Origin of the sequence: Litoribacter populi (genome assembly GCF_007483685.1) — a bacterium.
Taxonomy (GTDB): Bacteria; Bacteroidota; Bacteroidia; order Cytophagales; family Cyclobacteriaceae; genus Litoribacter; species Litoribacter populi.
On the sequence record NZ_VMKN01000001.1, the window covers coordinates 2349331 to 2373173 of the forward strand.

20 protein-coding genes are annotated in these 23843 nt (G+C 41.5%); 17 read left to right on the top strand and 3 right to left on the bottom strand.

What is annotated here, in order from left to right:
• The first annotated feature begins 37 nt into the window (after positions 1-37).
• The 5 genes from FPL27_RS10155 to FPL27_RS10175 all read left to right on the top strand — a co-directional run bounded on the left by FPL27_RS10155 (position 38) and on the right by FPL27_RS10175 (position 8224).
• A complete protein-coding gene (locus FPL27_RS10155; RefSeq protein WP_185974338.1) occupies positions 38-2527 on the top strand; it encodes a PIG-L family deacetylase in 2490 nt (829 codons plus the stop codon).
• A gap of 81 nt (positions 2528-2608) precedes the next feature.
• Positions 2609-4309, top strand: coding sequence for a sodium:solute symporter (locus FPL27_RS10160; RefSeq protein ID WP_143960990.1), 1701 nt, complete (start codon positions 2609-2611; stop codon positions 4307-4309).
• Between the two features lie 116 nt (positions 4310-4425).
• Positions 4426-5763, top strand: a complete 1338-nt coding sequence (locus FPL27_RS10165) for a porin (RefSeq protein WP_185974339.1) — start codon at positions 4426-4428, stop codon at positions 5761-5763.
• 12 nt (positions 5764-5775) lie between these two features.
• Complete coding sequence (locus FPL27_RS10170; RefSeq protein WP_235893413.1) at positions 5776-7371, top strand: BCCT family transporter; 1596 nt, start codon at positions 5776-5778, stop codon at positions 7369-7371.
• Positions 7364-8224: a universal stress protein gene (locus FPL27_RS10175; protein ID WP_143960991.1), complete on the top strand. Its 861-nt coding sequence runs from the start codon at positions 7364-7366 to the stop codon at positions 8222-8224. The genes FPL27_RS10170 and FPL27_RS10175 overlap by 8 nt, the downstream gene beginning before the upstream one ends.
• A gap of 129 nt (positions 8225-8353) precedes the next feature.
• Here FPL27_RS10175 and FPL27_RS10180 read toward each other — a convergent pair whose 3' ends face one another.
• Complete coding sequence (locus FPL27_RS10180; RefSeq protein ID WP_143960992.1) at positions 8354-9205, bottom strand: DUF2911 domain-containing protein; 852 nt, start codon at positions 9203-9205, stop codon at positions 8354-8356.
• A 91-nt stretch (positions 9206-9296) separates the two neighbouring features.
• Between FPL27_RS10180 and FPL27_RS10185 the strand changes: the two genes are divergently transcribed.
• The 3 genes from FPL27_RS10185 to FPL27_RS10195 are packed head-to-tail and all read left to right on the top strand — an operon-like array spanning position 9297 to position 11683.
• Positions 9297-9908: a DNA-3-methyladenine glycosylase gene (locus FPL27_RS10185; protein WP_143960993.1), complete on the top strand. Its 612-nt coding sequence runs from the start codon at positions 9297-9299 to the stop codon at positions 9906-9908.
• The gene (locus FPL27_RS10190) at positions 9905-10828 is read left to right on the top strand and encodes a 2-hydroxyacid dehydrogenase (RefSeq protein WP_143960994.1); all 924 of its coding nucleotides are present in this window, start codon (positions 9905-9907) and stop codon (positions 10826-10828) included. The genes FPL27_RS10185 and FPL27_RS10190 overlap by 4 nt, the downstream gene beginning before the upstream one ends.
• A 15-nt stretch (positions 10829-10843) precedes the next feature.
• Entirely contained in the window at positions 10844-11683 is an 840-nt protein-coding gene (locus FPL27_RS10195; RefSeq protein WP_143960995.1) for a universal stress protein, read from the top strand.
• Here FPL27_RS10195 and FPL27_RS10200 read toward each other — a convergent pair.
• A complete protein-coding gene (locus tag FPL27_RS10200) occupies positions 11680-12366 on the bottom strand; it encodes a tetratricopeptide repeat protein (RefSeq protein WP_143960996.1) in 687 nt (228 codons plus the stop codon). The two genes, FPL27_RS10195 and FPL27_RS10200, sit on opposite strands and share 4 nt — an antisense overlap.
• 125 nt (positions 12367-12491) lie before the next feature.
• Between FPL27_RS10200 and holA the strand changes: the two genes are divergently transcribed.
• From holA to trmB, 9 genes are all read left to right on the top strand, one after another.
• Positions 12492-13514, top strand: a complete 1023-nt coding sequence (holA, locus tag FPL27_RS10205) for a DNA polymerase III subunit delta (RefSeq protein WP_143960997.1) — start codon at positions 12492-12494, stop codon at positions 13512-13514.
• Positions 13515-13542: 28 nt separating this feature from the next.
• Positions 13543-16527, top strand: a complete 2985-nt coding sequence (locus FPL27_RS10210) for a tetratricopeptide repeat protein (RefSeq protein ID WP_143960998.1) — start codon at positions 13543-13545, stop codon at positions 16525-16527.
• Between the two features lie 30 nt (positions 16528-16557).
• A complete protein-coding gene (locus FPL27_RS10215) occupies positions 16558-18210 on the top strand; it encodes a TonB-dependent receptor (RefSeq protein ID WP_143960999.1) in 1653 nt (550 codons plus the stop codon).
• 98 nt (positions 18211-18308) lie between these two features.
• Positions 18309-19079: an SPOR domain-containing protein gene (locus tag FPL27_RS10220; protein ID WP_143961000.1), complete on the top strand. Its 771-nt coding sequence runs from the start codon at positions 18309-18311 to the stop codon at positions 19077-19079.
• 1 nt (position 19080) lies between these two features.
• Positions 19081-19773 carry a MotA/TolQ/ExbB proton channel family protein gene (locus tag FPL27_RS10225; RefSeq protein WP_143961001.1) on the top strand — a complete coding sequence of 231 codons (693 nt, stop codon included), beginning with the start codon at positions 19081-19083 and terminating at the stop codon, positions 19771-19773.
• Between the two features lie 3 nt (positions 19774-19776).
• On the top strand, positions 19777-20169 hold the full coding sequence (locus FPL27_RS10230) for an ExbD/TolR family protein (RefSeq protein ID WP_143961002.1): 393 nt from the start codon (positions 19777-19779) through the stop codon (positions 20167-20169).
• Between the two features lie 9 nt (positions 20170-20178).
• A complete protein-coding gene (locus FPL27_RS10235) occupies positions 20179-21132 on the top strand; it encodes an energy transducer TonB (protein WP_143961003.1) in 954 nt (317 codons plus the stop codon).
• An 11-nt stretch (positions 21133-21143) separates the two neighbouring features.
• Positions 21144-22421 carry a bifunctional folylpolyglutamate synthase/dihydrofolate synthase gene (locus tag FPL27_RS10240; RefSeq protein ID WP_143961004.1) on the top strand — a complete coding sequence of 426 codons (1278 nt, stop codon included), beginning with the start codon at positions 21144-21146 and terminating at the stop codon, positions 22419-22421.
• Between the two features lie 3 nt (positions 22422-22424).
• Positions 22425-23084, top strand: coding sequence for a tRNA (guanosine(46)-N7)-methyltransferase TrmB (trmB, locus tag FPL27_RS10245; protein WP_143961005.1), 660 nt, complete (start codon positions 22425-22427; stop codon positions 23082-23084).
• Between the two features lie 56 nt (positions 23085-23140).
• Here the strand turns inward: trmB and FPL27_RS10250 are convergent, their stop codons facing one another.
• On the bottom strand, positions 23141-23764 hold the full coding sequence (locus FPL27_RS10250) for a beta/alpha barrel domain-containing protein (protein ID WP_143961006.1): 624 nt from the start codon (positions 23762-23764) through the stop codon (positions 23141-23143).
• Between the last annotated feature and the right edge of the window lie 79 nt (positions 23765-23843).

Here is a 23843-nt window from a genome sequence, read left to right on the forward strand (position 1 = left end):
TTCATTTAGATTTAAATCCAATTAGTATTTGAACCCTATGATAAATTTTATGCGGTCGTTCTTCCTGGCATTTCTGCTTTGCTTGATCTTATTACCAGAAGCATTTTCTCAACACCGTAATAGGACCTCTTCAGAAATCTACCATGAGCTATTAAAGCTGAAGGAGACCAAAAGGGTCCTTTATGTGGCAGCCCATCCGGATGATGAAAATACCCGTCTGATCTCTTTTCTAGCCAATGAAAAGCATGCTCAAGTGGCATATTTGTCGCTCACCCGAGGAGATGGAGGACAAAACCTTATTGGAAAAGAACTAGGATTGGAGCTTGGGATGATTAGAACACAGGAACTGCTGCAAGCCAGAAAGGTAGATGGTGGAAGACAGTTTTTCACCAGAGCCATTGATTTCGGATTTAGTAAAAATCCAGATGAAACTTTCAATAACTGGGATAAAGAAACGATTTTAAGTGATGTGGTGTGGGTAATAAGAAACTACCGCCCGGATATCATCATCACGCGATTCAATACTGATGCTGGGGGGACTCATGGCCACCATACCAGTTCTGCGATATTAGCCGGAGAAGCATTCAAAATAGCTGGGGACAGTACCAAATTTCCTGAACAGCTGATTCATACTTCCACTTGGCAGCCTAAGCGAATCTTCTGGAATGCGTACAACTGGGGTGGGGACTACGAACCTGAAGAGAATAGAGTTTATCACACTTATCCTGTAGGTGATTACAACTATCTATTGGGTAGGTCATATTCTCAGATTGCAGCTGAGAGTCGTACTATGCACAAATCTCAGGGGTTTGGAGCAACTGCCCAAATAGGCGCAGGAAAAGATCACCTGCAACTTGTGGATGGTCCAAAATTTTCAGATGACCCATTTGAAAATGTATCCAGCCGTTGGGATGCTATAAAAGGTGGAAATGAAATTGATTCATTGATTTCTCAGGTTCTGGAAAAATTTGATTTCTTTAACTTAGATGCTAACCTAAAGGGGCTTTTAGATTTAAAAAGAAAACTGCAATTAGCAGAAGGCAAGGAAAATTGGCTCACCGAAAAACGTCAAGCACTTGATGAAATCATTTTTGATGTGCTTGGAATTACAGCTGAATTTAATGCAGATGAAGAATTGTCCTTTCCTGGAAAGGAAATTAAATCAACCCTGGTGTTCAATTCCCCATCCAAGGCCGGTATAAAATTAGAGTCCTATACCATTTTGGATAAAAAGCTGGACATTTCTGCAAAAGTAAACGAGAACAATCCATTTAAGAAAGAAATTAAAATCACACTTCCATTGGAATATCCTGTTAGCCAACCTTATTGGCTAGAAGAGGAAATTTTGGATAACGTATTTTCGATCAGTAACCAACAGAGCGTAGGACAGCCTTTCAATAAAGCAAGCCTTTCGGGTTTATTGGCCTTTGAACTTGAGGGTCAGAATTTTCAGTACGAATTGCCTCTAATGTATAAGTTTAATGACCAAGTGGACGGCGAAACTAAGCAGCCTTTTACCATAACCCCAGAAGTGGTCGTTCATGTGAGTACCAAAAATATTTTTCTCAAAAAAGGGGAGGAAACTAGAATTGAAATCGAAGTAGGATTTTTTGATGAGGTGAAAAACGGAACCTTGACACTGGAAGGCTTAAGACCACAGCAATACAAAGTCTTACACAATAGAACCGATGAGGTAAAAAAGAAGAAGATGTTTACCATTGCCATCGGTGAACTAGCTGCAGGTGTCGAAAAACAAGAAGTGGTTGCCAAATATACCGTAGAAGATGGTAGGTCATTTGATCAAGATATCATTAGAATCAAATACAAGCACATTCCAAACCTCACCTATTTCCCCAAAAGCAAATTCAACGTTCTTGATTTGAATTTGCAATTAAGCGAACAACACATTGGCTACATCCCTGGTGCAGGAGATGACATACCAGAAGTTCTAGGGCAAATGGGCTATAGAGTTTCCATGCTGGAAAATGGTAGCCTGACCTCCAATAACTTGAAGCAATACTCGACTATCATCACAGGAATCCGTGCGTTCAACGTCAATGAAAATCTTGCGAACAACATGGATCAATTGATGGACTATGTAAAAGAGGGGGGGAATATGATTGTACAATATAATACCAGTTCTCCCTTGCTTACCAGCCAGCTAGGGCCTTTTCCACTCAAGCTTTCTAGAGATCGCGTATCGGTGGAAGAGGCACCCGTGAAATTTGATAACGAAAGTAGAATAATGACCTATCCAAATCGCATTTCTGAGCATGATTTTGAAAATTGGGTTCAAGAAAGAGGTTTGTACTTTGTGGGGGAATGGGATGCGAAATACAATACTCCATTTACTATGAACGATCCGGGAGAAAGCCCTAAAAAAGGTTCATTAATTTATACAGATTACGGACTAGGAACTTTCGCCTATTCTGGCATCAGCTGGTTCAGATTGCTTCCTGCTGGGGTGCCTGGTGCCATCAAAATCTTCGTAAACCTAATCGAACAAGCTCAGGATGGACAAGATTGACTGGAATAAATATTATGTAGGCCTGGTTGGAGTATTGGCTCTTTTGATAATATTGTTTTATTGGATGACCCGATATTACTCATGAGCAATATCGATTGGATTATTTTATTCGGTACTTTGATTTCCATTGTTTCCTATGGTGTTTATAAGACCTATGGTGCCAAGGATATGGAAAGCTACCTGAAAGGTAACAACGACATGAACAGGTGGACAATTGGGCTGTCAATAATGGCCACCCAGGCGTCAGCTATCACTTTTTTAAGTACTCCGGGGCAGGCATTTGAGGATGGAATGCGGTTTATTCAGTTCTATTTTGGCTTGCCAGTTGCCATGATTATTCTTTCAGTTACTTTCATACCTCTTTATTACAGACTGAAAGTATATACAGCCTATGAGTTTCTGGAAAATAGATTTAACCTAAAAACCAGAACTCTTGCCGCTCTTTTATTTCTCATTCAGCGAGGATTAGCTGCAGGGATTACCATCTATGCGCCTTCAATTATCCTTTCCACTTTGTTGGGATGGAACCTGACGTGGACAAATATATTGATAGGGGTGCTTGTAATCATCTACACCGTTTCTGGAGGTACCAAGGCGGTATCCATTACCCAGAAGCAGCAAATGGCTGTGATGATGGGCGGGATGATCCTGGCCGGTGGGTTTGTTATTTACTTACTTCCGATCAAATTCACAGAGGCTCTCCATGTCGCTGGAAAAATGGAGAAACTCAATATTGTCAATTTTGACTTCGACCTCTCCGATAGGTATAATTTCTGGTCAGGATTGACGGGGGCACTATTCCTTTTTCTATCCTATTTCGGTACCGACCAAAGTCAGGTACAGCGCTACCTAACGGGAAAATCTTTAGCAGAGAGCCGAATGGGACTTATTATGAATGGATTCTTGAAAGTCCCCATGCAGTTTGTAATTCTCTTTATCGGGGTTATGGTTTTTGTATTCTATCAATTTTATCAACCACCCATTTTCTTCAACAAAGTACAAACTGAAAATATAATTGGGACTCCTTATCAAGATGATTTTTTACAGCTTCAGGAGGTTTATGATCAAAAGTTTACTGAAAAAAATCAGGATATTATGTCCATGTTGGAAGCTGTTAAGGCTGACGATGAGGTCAGAATCAGGAATTATCAGGCTGCTATCCAAAGGACAACTGAGGAACAGGAGGCTATCAGGACTGAGGTGAAGTCTTTGATATTGCAAAACAATCCAGCTGCCGAGACTCGAGATACAGATTATGTCTTCATGCGTTTTGTGATGGATTACCTACCTACCGGGGTGATAGGCCTATTGTTTGCCGTAATTTTTAGCGCAGCGATGTCTTCCACCGCATCTGAACTAAATGCACTTGGCTCTACTACGACTGTGGATGTATATAAACGCTCAATAAACAAGGATAAGAGTTCTGTTCATTACATGCTTTCATCAAAATGGTTTACAGCGATATGGGGGATTTTTGCAATCATTTTTGCCACTTATGCTTCATTATTTGAGAACCTAATCCAGGCGGTTAATCTTTTGGGGTCACTTTTCTATGGCACAATTTTGGGAATTTTTTTAGTGGGCTTTTATATGAAATGGGTAAAGGGTAACGCTGTATTTATTGCTGCGCTTCTTTCAGAAGCCTTCATTCTTATCATTCACTGGCACAATGGGGGTACACTTTTAGGCGTGCCAATCGATATAGGATTCTTGTGGTACAATGCGATAGGTTGCCTTTTAGTGATGGGGTTATCCATGCTCATCCAAGGGGTCAAAAAATAAACTTTCTGATTCCAAAATCACTTCCGGAGGCATTCTTGCAAAACTTTCTTTTGCCTTGCCTGTTCAGTAAGCATCATTCCTAATCCTACTGATAAAGAGTCAAAAAAGTAAAGTTTATGAAAATCCTCAAATTGGTTTTATTACTTTTCATTTGTACCCTTTTTGACTGTCTGGGGGGAAACACTATGGACAGCTTAAACAGGGCCTCCAAATATAAAGGGATCTTCGATAAGGAATATGGCTTTACCAAAGAGACTATTGAATTTGGAAACTGGGCCCTAAGGGAAGAAAACAAAGATACCACTTGGCTCAAGGTAGGGGGAGCATTTAGGCTCAATGCAATCTATACTTATTTTGAAGGGCAAACTTTTCCGCTGGGAACAGAACTGAGAAATGACTGGACTTGGGATACCTGGAGGCTCAATATAGATTCCTACTCTCAAGGGCTGCAGTTCTCTTTTGAATACCGATTTTACCCCACTTTCAATACCCACTTCATCAAATATGGCTGGATAGGCTATAGGTTCAATAACGAGTCCAATCTACAATTCGGCATTACACAAGTTCCGTTTGGGCTTTTGACCTATGCCTCCCATAGTTGGTGGTTCCAGGCACCATATTATGTCGGGTTGGAAGATGATCATCAGATGGGCTTTAATTACACCCACAGATTAGATATCTGGAGGCTTAATCTGGCCTATTTCCCGCTTTCAGAACCGAGGGGGACCAATGAACCGAGCTTCGGTGAGCTGTCGTCTGCCCGCTATTCCTATGATGTAATTCCTGTTAAAGGCAACTCCAATATCGAGAGAAACCAGTTTAATGTCCGGGCTGCTTGTGTCATCCCGGCCGGAGAGTTGGGGCTTTCCTTGCAAAGGCTGCAGATTTACAATCTGGTGACCCGCAATATTGGTAACCAGTTTGCCGTGGCCGGACATTATGAGCAGGATCTAGGAAGATGGAACCTGAAAACCGAAGCTTTGTACTACAATTACAGCAATGTGAGGGACAATGACGGGAATATGCTTAATGTCGTCCAAATGGGAGCATACGGTTTCGGCTCATATGACGTGGTCGCGGAAGCCGCCATGTATGTGGCCGGATTGGCCTATAATCTTCCAGTCAGCTGGGGCCCCATCAGCCATATACAGTTTTACAATGACTACACTTACACTCAAAAGTTCAATACCACCATCATCAGGGGGGAGTCGGTCAGGTTTGCACCCACTCAGCAGAACGTGCTTGGTGCGCTGGTTACAGCCGGAAAGATTTTCGCATACTTTGATATGGCATCCGGCTACAACCATCCATGGATCACGGATGCCTTTGGGGGCAATGCCTTGGGAACAGGCCGGGGGTTGGATTTCAGGGAGCCGATCAGTGACCAAAATCCTATTGACAGCAACCCAGGATGGAATATCCGCTTGAATATTAATCTTGGATATTATTTTTAAAACCAATGGCTCATGATCAAGAAGAAATACTTCGATATACATAAACCTGTTTTTTGGCCGGCCACTGTACTGATAGTGATTTTCATCACCATTACTTTAGTAGTGGGCCAACCCATGGAGGATGTTTTTCAGGGTATCAAAGCCTTCATTACAGAAAAAACAGGCTGGGCATTTATCATAGGAGTGAATGTCTTTATTATTTTCTGCTTTTACATAGGGTTCAGCAAGTATGGAAAAATCAAATTGGGAGGTAAACAGGCCGAAACTGAATTCTCAACTCTGGCCTGGTTTTCCATGTTGTTCAGTGCAGGAATGGGGATAGGTTTATTGTTTTGGGGGGTGGCTGAGCCGGTTTCCCATTATGCAAATCCACCTTCCGGGGAAAGCTTTTCCATACCTTCTGCCACTCGGGCCATGAATCTGTCATTTCTTCATTGGGGTTTCCACGCTTGGGCAATATATGCCGTGGTCGCTTTGTCTTTGGCTTTCTTTAGTTACAACAAAAAACTTCCTCTGACCATCCGCTCTGTTTTCCACCCTGTATTGGGAGATAAGATTTACGGCTGGATGGGAGACACCATAGATGTGTTTGCCGTTTTGGCCACTCTGTTTGGACTGGCTACTTCATTAGGGCTTGGCGTCAAACAGATTAGCGGTGGGCTGTTCTTCCTGTTCGGATTGCCAAACACTGCTGGTGTACAGATCATGCTTTTAATTGGAATTACCTTGGTTGCCACAATTTCTGTCTTTTCCGGGATTGAAAAAGGGGTGAAGTTTCTCAGTGAATGGAACGTCAGGATTGCCGGCATTCTTCTGTTGTTTGTGCTGATTGTTGGCCCTACATTGTTCATTTTTAAGTCTTTTATCCAAAACTTCGGAAACTATATTGACAACATCATTTCGGTCTCCACATGGGCTGAGGCTTACCAAGAGGAGGGCTGGCAAGGAGACTGGACATTGTTTTACTGGGCCTGGTGGATTTCATGGTCACCTTTCGTAGGCATGTTCATCGCCCGGGTTTCCAAAGGTAGAACCATCAGGGAATTCATTTTCGGGGTACTTTTGGTACCTACGATTTTAACCTTCTTTTGGCTTACTACTCTTGGAGGATCGGCCATTTACCTGGATATGCAGCAGGAAGGGCACCAACTTGCAGAAACTATAGTGGCAGATGAATCCACTGCCTTGTTTGTTTTCTTGAACGAATTTCCCTTTTCCACCTTGGGCAGCTTAATAGGTATCCTTTTGGTCACCAGTTTCTTCGTTACCTCTTCCGATTCAGGGTCACTGGTAATTGACACTATTACGGCTGGCGGAAAAACGGATGCCCCGGTGGGCCAAAGGATCTTCTGGGCCCTTTCCCAAGGAGCGGTTGCTGCAGTGCTGATCTTCGGCGGTGGGCTGGTGGCATTACAGACTGCTGCCATTTCCACTGGTCTGCCATTTCTGTTTGTGTTGCTCTTCATGGTATATTCCCTTTACAAGGGACTGAAAATTGAATACGCAAGAACCGTCGTGATCGGGAAAGAACATGACAGGAAAAATTATGAGAAGCGGCTTTCAGATGTCATATTAAAGAACCTTGCAAAAAAGAAAAAGAATGAATAAGCTGAAGAAAATTGCCCTCTTTGTGGATCTCTCAGAGATGGATTCGCTAATGCTGGACTATATCAAAAGTCTGGATGATTTTTTTGACTTTCAGGAGCTGTACCTGATCCACTTTATCCAGATGGAAGGGGTTTCCAAAGAAATCCTGGATTTATTGCCTTCTTTGGGCAAACCTCTCACGGCCTTGATAGAGGAAGAGGTAAGAGAATCTGCGGTGGAGTTCTTTGGTAGGAAAAATGAAAACATCAAAGTGTACATCCAGCCGGAAAACGACCTTGAGGCCCTCATTGAATGGTTTGAAAAGGAAAAGTTTGACCTTGCCATCCTGGGCCTGAAAGCCAGCCACAATGGTTCGGGGATTTTCAGCAGGAAAATAATCCGGCTGAACAACTGCACCACTTTGTTCCTCCCGGAAACTGTAAAGCCTAAGTTTGACAGGATTGTTGTCCCAGTGGACTTTTCCACCTATTCGGATAAAGTAATCCAAATGGCTCAGAGTATCGCCAGCCAGGCCAAAGGTGAAATTTATCCAGTTCATGCATTGAAAGTGGGTATCCAATATTTCCCATTTATCCAAAACACCGATGAAATCAAGTCCACATTGGAAAAGGAAGCCAGAGCGAATTTCAAGAAATATCAGTCTAAATATCCCTTTTTGAAGGACATGGCCATTCTGGGGAATCAAGAAGAAAAGATCAGCATACAACTTTACAAATATATAGAGGAGATTGACTCCGACCTGATTATAATCGGCCAAAAGGGGAGAACCGGAGACAGCGAATTGCTAATCGGCAGTGTGGCCGAAAAACTCATTTCCAATGACAAGGATTATCCCATCATGGTGGTAAAATAAAAGAGGGAGCCTCGGAGCTCCCTCTTTAATAAGTAAGTGGTAAAAGGTCAGAAAAAGGGGGCGTTCTCTGCAGTGCCCCACTTCTTACCGTTTACTTTTTACTATAAATCCATCTAGTAAGAAGTAAGTTTACCTGATCGATTTGATCAATCTCTCATTCAATCCCACATAATCCAGGTTTTTAGCTTCCCTTGCCATGGCCATTGAGCGCTGAGCCGTTTCTCTGGCCTCTTTTTTCATACCCAATTCGTTTTCGATTTTCGCTTTAAGGTGAAGCGTCCAGTATTTAGGATCGTCATCTACTGACTTGTTGATCCATTCTAACGCCTGGTTCATATTCTTCTTATTGGTATAATAGTAATTGGCAGCTTGGTAATATAATCCGGGATTTTCTGGGTCTTGATCTATTACCATTTCCTGTATCTGCTTCATCACAATGGGATCGACCTCAGTCTCGATTCTAAATTTAAAAGAAGTTCTTTCCCACTTCATAGCTAAAGAAGCCCCGGTGTCTGACATATCCACAAAGTTAAACTCTAGGGTTTCATAATTATTGGCAGTTCGAGAAGGCTTAACCCTGAATCTTGCAACATCATCAACTTCGTCATAACCTATTGAGCCCCAAAGTTTCGTATTTTCAGAAAGTATGATAATCCAGTCGTCTTTTTGAGGAATAGAGTAAATGGCATAGCTGCCTTTTTTCACATCCTTACCTTCCACTTTTACATCTGTTGAAAAAGTGATAATCGTTGCAGCATTGGCGCCAGTCCGCCAAACTTGTCCAAAAGGAACAAGCTCCCCAAAAATCCTTCTACCCTTCATGCTAGGGCGGCTGTATTCAATTTTAACATCAGTTAGGCCAACTTTTTGACTTAAAGTTGCTGCCGGGCTGGCTTGTGGCATTTGGATTTGTTGTGCGTTTACAGATGTGAATCCTATCATAGTCAACAGGATAACAAACAGGATAGAATTTCTCTTCATAAAATTTTATTATTAATTAATAATATGACTTATATTGTGGTAAAATTATTGCTTATAATTCAATTTATTCTTAAATTAAGCTAGTTTTTCTATGGTCGAAAGTCTAACTGTCTTGCCTAAAACATTCTTTTTGGAAAATGAGGTTACCCATATTTCCAAAATGCTGCTTGGCAAAGTAATGGTTTCTCAAATTGGAGACGCCATTACCGCAGGAAGAATTGTGGAAACCGAAGCTTATGACGGTAATAAAGATAAAGCATGTCACGCATATCTCAATCGAAATACGAAAAGAACTGAAGTAATGTTCAAAGAGGGAGGCCGTAGTTATGTATACCTTTGTTATGGAATCCATCATCTTTTTAATATTGTGACCCACTTGCATAATCAGGCCAATGCGGTGCTTATTAGGGCACTTGAACCCTTAGAGGGTGTCGAAGTCATGAAAGTTAGAAGGGGAATGCAGAAAATTAAAATGCTTTGCAATGGTCCCGGTAAGTTGGCCAAAGCGATGGGGATTCATAAACATTACAATGATACACTTCTTTATAATACAGAGTCTCCAATTTGGATAGGCAAATTAGAATCGGAACCTGAGTTTGAAATTGTAGAAACCACAAGAATTGGAGTGGATTACGCCGAGGAAGATGCCGCCTTACCTTGGAGATATTATATTAAAGATAACCAGTTTATCAGCAAAAAATGAATGTAGCTATTATAGCGCCGGGCAGAGATGTCGCGGCTTGGAAAGAAACAATAGAAAGGGAAGCCGATGGGGTCAATATTCAGGTTTATCCTGAAATAGACTCCCCAGAGAGTATAGATATGGTGATGCTTTGGCAACATCCAAAAGGAATATTGAAAAAATTTCCAAATCTGAAATTTATCAGCTCCATGGGGGCGGGAGTGGACCATATATTAAATGACCCACATTTACCCAAAGACGTGCCGGTAACTAGGATCAAGGATGAGAAGCTGACTTTCTCCATGACCAATTATGTAATCATGGGGGTGCTTAATTTTCATCGCAGGTTAGATCATTTTCGAACTAACCAAAAGAAAAAGAGATGGGACATGAAAAATCCCGAGACGGAAGTGAAGATTGGTGTAATGGGCGTAGGCGCCTTGGGCGGAGATGTCCTGGACAAGTTGTCATATTTGGGATTTGAGGTGTTTGGCTATGGCAACAGTCCAAAAGAAGATTTTCCTTACCCATATTTACATGGAAAGGAGGGGTTGCAACCCTTTTTAGAGAGTGTGAATGTAGTTGCCTGCCTGTTACCCTTGACAGAGGAGACGGAAGGGTTTTTGGATATAGAGTTTTTTCAAAAATGTAAAAAGGGAACATACTTAGTTAATGTGGCGCGAGGCAAACATTTGGTAGAAGAGGATTTGATTGAGGCCTTAAATAAAGGACAGATTTCCGGTGCTTTGCTGGATGTCTATAGCAAGGAGCCGCTTCCAAAAGACCATCCTTTCTGGGAAAATGAAAAAATCACCATGACGCCTCATATTGCTAGTGTGACCAACCCACAGGCGGCCGCGCCAAAGATCGCCGAAAATTGCAGACGTTGGCTGAAAGGTGAACCATTAACTAACGTAGTTAATAAGGAAAGAGGCTATTAAACTGAACGAGCATTTATGACTACTTTTAAAATTTTATGTCCGACCGATTTTTCTGAATGCTCACTTAATGCAATTGAGTATGCGGCAAAATTAGGCGAAAAATATAAAGCTGAACTGATTCTCTTCCATGTGCCGAATACGGATGATTATCAAAAACTGCTTTCGAAAGACCCCAAGGTATATGACCTTCTCAATTTCGCAGAGAAAAAGATTGAAAGCCTAGTGGCTGAAGTGGAAAAGGAAAGCATTCCGAATGGATTGGTTTCAGTTACCAGTCACATACGTGAAGGCAAAACCAGCTCTACCATTCTGGAGTTTGCTGACGAACAAAAAGTTGATATGATCATCATGGGCACTGAAGGCATTAATGATTTTAAGGCCAATTACATAGGCACACGGACTTCTAAAGTGGTGGCCAAATCCGATCATGATGTTTTCGTGGTTCCGCGAAAAGTATTTTTCAAGCGCCCTCGCAAGTTTGTTTATGCCACCGACTACATGGAAGAAGATAAGCTGGCCATCCAAAAAGTGGTGGAGCTGGCTAGCTTTTATGACAGCGAGATCGACATTGTTCACGTGGGCACCAAAAAGAAACAAATTGACAAGGCGCTTCACCAGACCATGATGGCAGAATTAGAGCCATTCATTCGCTACGAGAAAGTCAATTATGTATTGAAAAGCTATCGTGATGAGCCTGGACTTGGATTGGAAAATTATCTAATCACAGCGAAAGGCGATGTACTGGTCACTTTAAGCAAAAAAAAGAGCTGGTTTGACCAACTCTTTACTGAAAACTTGTCTAAGAAAATGTCCTATTTTATCAATAAGCCCTTGTGGGTTATCAAATCAGTTTAATTCTTTTTCCTAAATAAGAAATCGAAAAACTCCTTTCGGGTATTAGCATCAGTGAATACATCCTTAACGGTAGAAAGGTAATTCTTGAGATTGATCTTTGCCTCCTGAGAATCTTCTTTGCCACCAATGGTTGGAAGGTCCTCAGGGTTTTTTTGTGGTATTTCGGTTTCTTTCGGTTTGTAGCCAACCAGCTCATCTGCTCTGTTGAAACTTTTCTTGGCCCTCTGTTGATAACCGAGCTTTTCTTCTACCAAGCCTTTATTATTGTAGGAAACAGCATCCTCTGGATCCATTTGTATGGCTTTTTCATAATCATCGATAGAACCCTGCAGATCTCCGATTCTATCCTTGAAGTAGGCTCGGCTTGAGTATCTGTATGGATTTTGCGGATCCAAGTTCAACGCTTTATTGAAAGCTGCCAAAGCCTCCTCATTACGTTTCATGAGGTGCAGGACCACAGCCTTGTCGCTTATAAAATCTGTGTTGTGGGGTTCCATCCCGGTGATCGTTTCAAAATCATTCAGAGCTCTATCTAATTCTCCTAAACGGGATAAAATGCGGCCTCTAAACAGCATGTATTCAGTATTTTTAGGATCCTCGCTCACCAATTCATTGAAATGAACAAGTGCTTCCTCAAACTTCCCTATTTTATATAGTCCTACTGCTATTTCTAGTTTTTTCACAATTATTGGTTTGGTTTGATAAGAATACAAATTTAACAGGAATTAAGTTTAATCGGCAGTTATAGCCGTTCAATATCCCTTTTAAAAAGGCTAATAATTTATATATTTGAGTCAAATTCCGACTTATGCCCGCAAAACCAGAAGAAGTCCTCAAGAACTTAAAGGCAGGTAAGTATGCACCTGTTTACTTTTTGCAAGGAGAGGAGCCCTATTTTATAGATCAGATTGTCAACTTTATTGAAAAAAATGCTATCCCTGAACATGAAAAGGGATTCAATCAGGTCATGATGTATGGCAAGGATGCCAGCATGAGCACCGTGATTACCAACGCCAAGCGATTCCCGATGATGGCTGAGAGACAATTGGTAATCGTCAAAGAGGCTCAGACAATTTCCGACCTTGGGAAGGAAGCTGGGGACAGTTTATTGCTGTCTTACCTTCAAAATCCACTTCCAAGCACCATTTTGGTTTTTTCCCATAAATATAAAACCCTTGATGGCAGAAAACCATTAGCAAAAGAGTTGGATAAAAAAGCCATTTTGGTTAAGTCGGATAAGGTGCCGGAATATAAACTGGCCCCATGGGTAAATGATTATTTCAAAACCAAAGGCTTCACTATCGATGTGAAGGCCGCCCAGATTTTGGCAGAATCTATAGGCAACAACCTAGAAGTGTTGACCAATGAAGTGGATAAAATGCTTATCAACTTTTCGGAGCCGGTTGAGATCAATAGCCAGCATATCCAGCAATTTATTGGCATCAATAAGGAGTACAACAATTTTGAACTAACCAAGGCTTTGAGCTACAGAGATGTGATAAAAGCAAACAAGATTATTTCGTATTTTGCCCAAAATACCAAAAATAATCCCTTGATTCCGATCATTGCTTTGCTGTACTTACATTTCACAAGAATTTTATTGGTGCACGGTAACAAGGATAAGCCAGATTCAGCGTTAGCATCCATGTTGAAGGTAAATCCGTATTTCGTGAAAGAATATACCCTAGCGGCTAAAAACTACGCCTTAGGCAAGGTTATTGATAATATGGCCTATTTGAAAGAGGCCGATTTAAGGTCCAAAGGTGTAGATTCCGCCGGACTGGACGATGCACAGATTCTCAAGGAGTTGGTGTTTAAACTCACCCATTAAGCTTATTATTTTCCGTTTTGACCCAAGAATGAAGAAGTCTTCCTTATTACTCATTGCGTGTGGCCTTTATTTGCAAACCAACGCGCAGTCCACTTTATACCAGACCAGCACACTCAAACAGTTTGACGATGCCTATGAGCTTTTTCACAAAGAGCATCTCACTGCCGCAAAATTCAGCTTTGACCATCTGAGAAACCGAATTCTTTCCGAAAACAGAGAAGCGGCATCAGAGTATTTTCATGCTGTGTCGGCCCTTAAGATTGATAACCCAGACGGCCCAAGTAGGCTGATGGAGTTTACGGAAACAAACCCTGACCATCCTAAAGCAAATGAGGCACTTTGGGTATTGGGAAATTTCCATTTTGAAAAAAGAGACTACAGGGCTGCAATAGCTAGTTTCCAAAAGGTCAATGAAATTGCTTTGAGGGATGAGGATGGTGAGCAGGTTCCATTTAAGTTGGGGTATTCATTTTTCCAGCTGAAGGATTACCGTAATGCCCAGACTTATTTTGAAAGAGTTAAAAGGTCCAGAACTAATCTAGTTCCGGATGCATATTACTACTCTGGCTATATAGCCATGGAACAGGGTAATTTTGACAAGGCGATTTCTGATTTTAAAGAAGCGGATAAAAGCAGGACCTATTCTGATAAGGTTCCATACATGCTTTCGGCCATGTATTACCGTCAAGGCTACTATAACGAGCTAATCCAATACGCGGAACCCATTATTAACAGCAGAAATAATTTGGACCGAAAGGAGGAAATTTATCTATTAATGGCTGAGGCTTATTTTGAGCGCAGAGACTTCCCAAATGCAGCTAGATTTTACGACGCTTTTGTTGCAGCTAAAAGAAGACCAATGTCCCGAGATCAAAAATACAAGGCGGGTGTAGCTCAATTTGAAACCAAAAATCACGAACAGGCAACAAGCTATTTTAAGGAAGTAGCCTTAGAAAATGACAAGCTAGGTCAAGTAAGCAGCTATTATTTAGGTCATTCTTATTTAAAGCTCAACAATCCGCAATTTGCCGTTAATAGCTTCAGCGCGGCTTACAAAAGCAACCATGATAGCCGAATCACCGAAGAAGCCTTGTACAATTATGCTAAAGTGAGTCTTGAAAGAGGAGTGTTTCAAGATGCTATTTTGGCCCTTGATAGCTATCTGGAAAGTTATCCATCCGGTACCCATGTGCAGGAAGTGGGAGAGATGCTAAGTGATGCATTGGTAAACACCAACAATTACCTAAAAGCCATTGAGCATATTGAACGACTGCCACGTAAATCGGACCGAATCAAGGGTGCCTATCAAAAAGTGGCGTTTTATCAGGGAATCACCTATTTCAACGATTCCAAGTTTAAGCAGGCCATAAGCTATTTTGATAAAAGCCAGACTTACCCCTTGGACAGAGACTTGGTCAATCAATCCAATTTTTGGAAAGGGGAGGCTTATTCAGGTTTGGAAGAATTACCTGCCGCAATCAGGGCGTATGAGGCTGTTATCAATTCCAATGTTAGGGGAAAAGAGCCAATCCTAGTGAGTACACATTACGGATTGGGTTATGCTTATTTCAATAATGAAAATTACAGCAGAGCTGAAGAACAATTCAAGCAGTTTACCGATAAAGTAAACCCTAATGTGGAGCGGGAAAACTATGAGGATGCGATGATGCGCTTGGGAGACGCTCAATATGTTCAGAAGAAATTTGGACAGGCAGAAGCCACTTTTAACAGGGCCATCAATGAAGGTAATCGAAACAGCGATTATGCTTACTTCAGGAATGGTGTCGTTTTGAATTTTCAGAACAGAAACACGGATGCCATTCGATCATTGGGGCAAGTGACGGATAATTATCCAAATAGCCGTTACCTTGAGGATGCCATTTTCCAAAAGGCTCAGATTAACATGGAAGAAACCAGATACAGTGAGGCTGTGGATGGTTTCACCCGCTTAATTAACTCGAGACCAAACAGCCCGTTTGTGCCATTTGCACTTGAGAGTAGGGCTGTAGCCAATTATTCCCTGAAAAGGTACGACCAAACCATAAGCGATTACAAAAGGATCTTGGACAACTTCCCGCATTCTTCCAATGCCAATGCAGCTTTGGTTGGTCTACAGGAAGCCTTATCATTGCAAGGCAGGTCAGGAGAGTTTTCTAATTACTTGGCTACCTATAGAAATGCAAACCCCGGAAATGAAAGTCTTCAAGGCGTTGAGTTTGAGTCCGCTAAAAATCTTTTCTTCAATCAATCTTACAAAGAAGCAATTGGCGCATTCGAGGGGTATTTGAGAAATTATCCCCAAAGTGGGCAGCAGCATGAAGCCAATTACTTTATCGGTGATGCTTATTACCGAATGGGGGATAAAAACAAAGCCTTGGAATACTTCTATAATCTTCAAAAAGGTCCGGAATCCGCCCAAGCAATGCGGGCAACAACCAAAATTGGAGAAATAGAATACGAGGCAGAAAATTATAAAAAAGCCATACCGTTTTTGAGAACATCTTCCAAAAATGCCAGAAATAAAATTGAGGAATTTGAGGCCAACCGTAGGCTGATGCAGTCTTATTATCAATTGGATAAATATGACTCTGCCATCTATTTTTCTGACCAGGTAATCGCTCTCGGGAACGTAACTGCAGATGCCGAAAGCCAGGCGATGCTGCTTAAGGCGAAAGCTTATAAAAAGCAGAAAAAAGATTCACAGGCTGAAGAGGTGCTATCCAATTTAGTGAAGGCTTCACCAAGTGAACAGGGGGCCGAAGCGCTTTTCCTTCTGGCCAAAAGCCATCATGATAGTGGTCGTTTCAATAAATCTAATGAAACAATTTTCGACCTGTCCGGACCTTATGGTGCTTACGATTATTGGTATGGAAGAAGCTTCCTGCTTCTTGCCGAAAACTATATCGAACTAGGGGAGACCTTCCAGGCGAAAGCTACTTTGGAGTCCATCGTCGAGCGGTCCAACAATGAAAAAGTAAAAGAAGAGGCCAAGAAGAAATTGGAAAACCTTTAAACCTATCCTTGAAGTTATATTTTGAAAACAATGAATAAGCCATTAATATTCTTTACTTTATGTTTGGGTTTGATAGCACAAACGGCAATTGGGCAGGACACGAGAGGGGAGGTAAAGGACCAAGAGTTTGTAATTCGCAAAGACAGGGTTTTGACCTTGCCTACCATGCCGCGCAATTTTCAGCGAACCCCAAATTTGCCTTCAGCCCAGGGTATAGGAAATCTAAGGTATGATGTGCATAACTTCTTTTTGACACTTCCGCCTGTAGAGACCAATATTCAAGCCTATCAAAAAAGATTTGAAAGCCACAAGCCAGAGCTTTTCAACAGCTATACGAAGCTGGGTTTTGGTAATTACATGTCTCCACTTGCCGAAATCCATTTGAACAGCAAGGAAAGTGATTACATGAATTTTGGAGCTTTTATCAAGCACCAAGGTTTTTATCAAGGACCTGTAGATGGGGAAAACTCTGCTGAGGACCACACCACGGTAAGGTTGGACGGTAGTTATTATTTGGAAACAGCTGAGGTTTATGGCCATGTAGGCTATAATAGAGACAAATATCATTTCTACGGATATACGCCAGGATTGGAAGTCAATGCTGAGGATATTGCACAGGTTATGCATACGGCCTATGGTGATGTAGGAATCCGCAACATCAATCAGCAGCAATCATTTAACTATGATGCGGCATTTTCATCAAGGATCTTCAGGGATTCTTACCTGGCCAGAGAGGCTGAACTTGGGCTTAAGGCATATATGAGTTTCAGAGCCAATGAGAATTTAAGAGCTTATGTTAATACAGATGCTTTCTTTACAACTCCTCAGGACCAATTTTATGATAATATCAACAGAAATTTCCTTCGAGTGACTCCGAAGGTTACGTACATCAGGGATGGGTTAAAAATCAAAGCTGGGGCCAACTTTGTAGTAGAAAATGATGTGGTATCTAATAAGAATTCTGACTTCCATATTTTCCCGACCGTATATGCAAGCTATAAGTTTACCGAAGAAATTGGAATTTTCGCAGGATTGGAAGGAGATGTTATCAGAAACACCTATTATGATTTTGTGATGGAAAATCCATTTTTGGGTCCCAGCCAGGGTCTGTTAAATACCATTCAAAACTTTCAGATAAGTGCGGGCATCAATGGAGACATTTACGACGAAGTTACTTACACTCTCGGAGCCAAATATGGCAGGTTTAGCAATATGCATTTCTACGGAAACAACAGCAACGACAGTACTAGATTTGAGCTCATGTACGATGATCAATCCGATGTGCTAAATATCAATGCTGGGATGGGTTGGCATTATGAGGATTGGTATCAATTGGAAGCTACGGCGGATTATTACCAATATAACCTAAGTGACTTGACAGGAGCCTGGCACCGGCCAGAGTGGGAATTGAAAGTTAACAACAACATCACTCCTAACGAAAAATTGCTTATCAATGCATCTGCAATGGCAATGGGTGGAATCAGAGTTATTAATTTGGAATCGGGACGGCAGGATAAGCTAGGTCCAATTTTCGACTTAAGTGCAAGAGTTGATTATGCCTTTACCAAACAATTCTCGGCTTTTGCAATGGGAAACAATTTGTTGAATCAAAATTATCAGCGATTCTGGAATTACAGAGTGCGAGGGATTCAGGGAATTGGGGGGATTACTTTCAAGTTTTAGTCTAATCCAGGCCATTTATAAATATTGTAGGCAATATTGGCTAATTAAAGCTTTTGTCTTAGCTTAGTAGATTAATTGTCACCATATAATTTTTAAAAATGGCTGAAAAAGATAACCAAAATACTCCGTCAAATGACGATGCAGACAAGGATTTTGGACTTCCTAAGGTGAAGATTACACCTTTGCAATCTTCAGACAGCAAGGAGGAAAAACCTTCAGAACCGCCTGTTGCCCCGGTAAGCAAACCGGAGCAAAATGAACCGTCAGCCGAGGAATCTAAAAAGCCTGAACCTGAAAAGCAGGAGAAGCAAAGTACTCCAGTTGCCGCAGCTCCAAAAGTTGAGGATAAAGCTGAAAACAAAGACAAAACCTCAACTTTTGCTTCTACTTCCAAAAAAGAGGAATCTAAGAAGGAAGAGAAGAGCCGCAAAAAAGGATGGGTGTGGGCAGCATTGATTCTTTTGTTCCTAGGCTTTGCAGCAGTACTATTTTGGTATGTGCAAACTGAGGAACAGGAGCCAGAGCCCCAAGTAGCTGAGCAACCTGCCCCAACTCCGCCACCTGTAATAGAAGAAGAACCTGTAGTAGAAGAGGAGCCTGAAACATTTACCTTGACCCAAATAAAATCAAGAGTGGATGCTCCACGTTATTTCTTAGTAGTTGGCAGCTTTATTGATGAAGACATGGCGCTGGATTACTCTGAGCGCTTAAATGAAAATGAGAAAAATACTTATTTGATTTATCCATATGGACAGATAGCTTATTACAGGTTAGCCGTCGGGGAGTTTGAAAACGTCGCCTCGGCATTAGAAGAACTCAATAGAGTTCAAGCAGATTATCAAGAAAATTTATGGGTATTGAAATATTAACATGATCTTATTACAAACAATCTCAACCGACAACCAAGTAGTTGCCGACACCTTAACCAACTTAGATTCCGCGAGTTCAAACATTGGCCTACTAGATCTGATGATCAAAGGTGGCTATATGATGATTCCCCTCTATTTGTTGTTTATTCTAGCTATTTTCATCTTCGTTGAAAGGGTCATCACGATTCGCAAGGCAGCCAAAACTCCAAAAGGCCTTGTAGACCAGGTAAAAATGATGGTGCAGGGTGGTGACATCCAACGTGCCAAAATGGTATGCCATGGCGAAAATACTCCTGTAGCAAACATGATCGCAAAAGGTCTTGACCGTATCGGGAGTCCTTTGAAAAACATTGAAGTGGCCATTGAAAACGTGGGCAAGATTGAAATCTACAAGTTGGAAAAAAATCTGGGCCTTTTGGCAACCGTATCTGGTGCGGCACCTATGATCGGATTCCTTGGTACTGTAGCCGGTATGATCCGTGCATTTATCGGTGTGGCTCAAGAGGAGGGTATGGTATCTCCAAAGCTTCTTTCTACGGGTATCTATGAGGCCATGATCACCACTGCTACTGGTTTGGTGGTTGGTATCGTTGCATACTTGGGATACAACTACTTAGTGGGACAAGTCTCCAAGCTGATCCACAGTATGGAATACACCACAGTAGAGTTTATTGACCTTTTACAGGAGAAATAATATATGGCATTGCAATCCAAAAACAAGATCGAAGCGGCATTTTCCATGTCCTCCATGACGGACATCATATTTCTGTTGCTGATCTTTTTTATGTTGACCTCTTCCTTTATCACGCCATCCGGTTTGCCGGTCAACCTGCCCAGCAGTGAGACCTCGGATATCGTGATGCAGGAAGTGACAGTCACTGTAACCAAGGACTTGAAATTTTCAGTCAATGACAGAACAGTTAATCGTGATGAAATTAAAAATGAGTTAACTGCGTTGTTGAAGGAACACAAAGGAACAGTGGTGTTGCATATTGATAAGGAGGTTCCTGTTGAATACCTTGTTGAAATCGGGGGCATAGCGGCCACTTTGGAGGCAAATGTGTCCATCGCCACTAAACCATATAAATAATTATTTACAATGGCTTACTGGGAATTAAGTAAAGATGAAGCTGACAGCAATAAAAAGGCGTGGATAATTACCATTATTGTCAACGTCCTAATATTGGTGGCCATCTATTTCATAGTGGTTTGGAAACCGCCTGTGCCACCTATCCCTCAATTTGGACTTGAATTGAGCCTCGGCTTTACTGATTTAGGTAGCGGGACCACTCAAACCACCGCACCCCCTTCAGAAAGTGAAGTGGTGAGACCTGAATCTCCGGCCCCGGGCGAGGTAACTCAGCAGCCGAGCGAACCAGCAACGCCTGCTCCTCAACCTGAAACCAAAACTGCAAAACCGGCTCCTAGTCAATCGCAAACTACCTTTGAAACCCAGTCTAAAGTTGCTAGTCCTCTAAAAGGCGGCGAAACCGCAACTGAGGCAACCAAGGAAAGTACAGCGAAAGCCAAATCTGACCAACCTGTCACCCAGCCTCAAAAAGCTGAGGACGAAAAGACAGTAAAGCAGGCTGAAGAGACTCCGAAAATTGACCAAAGAGCCATTTTTGGAGCTGGCGGTTCTACAGGAAGTAGCCCACAACAATCAGCTGGCAGTAATCAAGGCACATCAAATCAACGTGGCGATGAGGGCAACCCCACTGGTTCCGTTGATGGAAGAGCGCTGATGCAATCTGGAGCTGGAAGTGCTGGCAGTGGTGCAGGTTATAACCTGGAACTTGCTGGATGGGATTTTGCATCAAAACCAAACATTAAAGACCAGGTTTCTTCTCGAAACGGAAGAATCGTATTTAGGATCACTATTGATGACAGCGGGAAGATTGTACAGGCGATCCCATTGGAATACAATGTTTCCAATGATGTGTTGGCTTACTACAGAACTGTTGTTAATCAATTGACCTTTAAGAGGCAAAGCGGAAACCCTTCAGCCGAGTATTCCACCGGAAAAATCACGTTTGTCATCCAAGTAGATTAATCAACAACTGCATGACTTATCCAGAAACATTGGACTATCTGTTCAATGCTTTACCCATGTACCAGAGAATCGGTGCGGCGGCTTATAAGACAGATCTTACCAATACGATTGCCTTATGCAAACATTTGGGAGATCCACAGCATAAATTCAAATCCATTCATGTCGCCGGAACCAATGGGAAGGGTAGTACTTCCCATTCACTTGCGGCGATATTACAGGAGGCCGGCTATACAGTCGGCCTTTACACTTCCCCCCATTTGAAATCATTTACCGAAAGGATAAAAATCAATGGAAACGAAATCTCGGAAGAGGCTGTAGTGGAATTTGTAGAAAAAAACAAAGAGTTCTTGGAGGACCTTCAACCAAGCTTTTTTGAAATGACGGTTGGGATGGCCTTTGATTTCTTTGCTCAGAAAAATGTAGATTATGCGATAGTGGAAGTTGGGCTAGGCGGCAGATTGGATAGTACCAATGTGATCAAACCTGAATTAAGCATCATTACCAATATAGGGCTAGACCACACCCAGTTTCTGGGCGATACATTACCCAAAATAGCCGCCGAAAAAGCTGGAATTATCAAGCCTGGAGTTCCAGTTGTTATTTCAGAACTTCAGCCCGCCACGCTAAAAGTTTTCATCCAAAAAGCGGATGAGAATGATTCCCCAATTTATTTCGCAGAAGAGTTTTACCAAGTCCAATTTTATGATATTGATGAGGAGGGGAGAGCAATATTTCAGGCGAATGGAAAACCAATATTTTTAGACCTTACCGGAAAATACCAAGAGAAGAATCTTGCGGGAATACTGAAGGCAATTGATGTATTGAAAGAGAAAGGTTTAAAAATTGAGACAAAGCACATAGCTGATGGACTACGAAATGTTGTATCATATACTGGTTTAAAAGGTAGATGGCAAAAGATTAATAATCAGCCTTTAATGTATTGTGATACTGGGCATAATTTTGAAGGGTTCAAATATGTTTTAAAACAGATAGAAGAGACCAGGCATGAGAAACTATTCATGATTTTAGGCATGGTCAATGACAAGGATGTGAGTAAGGTACTTGCAATGATGCCTAAAAAAGCTGAGTATATCTTTTGCCAAGCAAACATTCCTCGAGCAATGCAGGCTTCAGATCTTCATTCAGCTGCTTTTCAAGCAGGGTTGACCGGTTCAATTGTTCCTGATGTGAATCAAGCAATTGAGGAAGTTTTGAAAAAGGCGGGGAAAAATGATTTTATTTTTGTCGGAGGAAGTACCTTTGTGGTCGCAGAAATCGAGAATTTATAAAAAATGGGTAGAAACAAACTCGTCAGGTTTAAGGAAAACGAGGAAAATTATAACGTCGTTCAGGAAGGGAAACCTTCATTTGAAACCATAAAGGGAAACTGGAAAGCAGAACATTTTGAAAACCAAAATCCTATCGTCGTGGAACTCGCCTGTGGTAGGGGAGAATTCACCGTTGGATTGGCCAGAGAAAATTCCGAGCAGAACTTTATCGGGGTAGACATAAAAGGTTCAAGAATATGGAAAGGCAGCAAGACAGCCATTGCTGAAAAAATGGAAAATGTCGCCTTTTTGAGAACGCAGATAGAACAATTAGATAAGTTTTTTGACCAAAATGAAATCCACGAGCTTTGGATAACGTTTCCGGATCCAAGACCAAGAGACGGTGATGAAAAGAAGCGCCTGACATCACCAAGATTTTTGGAAATGTACAAATCTATGCTTGATGAGGGGGGAATCGTTCATCTGAAAACAGACAATACAGGCTTGTTTGAATATACCTTGGATCTATTAAACTCAAGAGTGGATATAGAAAAACTGGAACATACCTTTGATTTTTACCAATCTCCATATCAAAAAGAGCATTTTGGCATAAAAACCAGGTATGAGAAAATCTTCAGCGACATGGGTGAAAAGATCAAATATTTGAGATTTTCTTTCAAGTAAAAATTAAAAAGCTCTCGCCATATTCTAGCGAGAGCTTTTTAATGAAGAAATATAAATTATTCCTCTATTTCCAGCGCTTCCAAAATGTCAGCCAATTCATCAAAGTCCTTAATACCAGGTTTGATTTCATGACCTCCCTTTAAAGCTATTCCTTTGATCTGTGTGTTCTCCACAATGCCTTTCACATTTTCAGCATTTATATCAAAACCAACCAAAACATCACATTTGGCGCTCAGCTCATTGATTTTTTCTTTCGCCACCTCATCCATTTCAATATCTCCCTCAAGTAATACGACAATTCCACCGTCTTTGAGAGATTCAGCAAGGATTAGGATTTCATCCAAACGATCCACACTTTCAAGCTCGACCTTCCAAATCAACCCATAATTAGTATTTAAGAGCATTTGTAGATGCGCCTCCTCTTCAATCTGGATAAAGGAGAAGCCTTCATAGTTTTGCAGAGTCGAAAGAATATTTTCCGGATGGGAATGTTTGAATTCTGCCACAAACTCGACACCTGAAACCCAGTCGGACAATTCCTTGAATTTTTGTGGTGATATATAATTTGAGTCGTTTTCTTCCAAAGCAAAGCCCATCACATTGACATACATGCCAGCACAATAGCGTGCATCACTTAGATTGTTTACGCTGCTGATTTTAACAAAGGTTTTTAAAGCCATTAGTTGTTCGTTTTTCCTGTAAAATTCAAAGATACACAGAATTTATTTTCTTCCTTTTGCCTGACCACTTTCAAAAGAA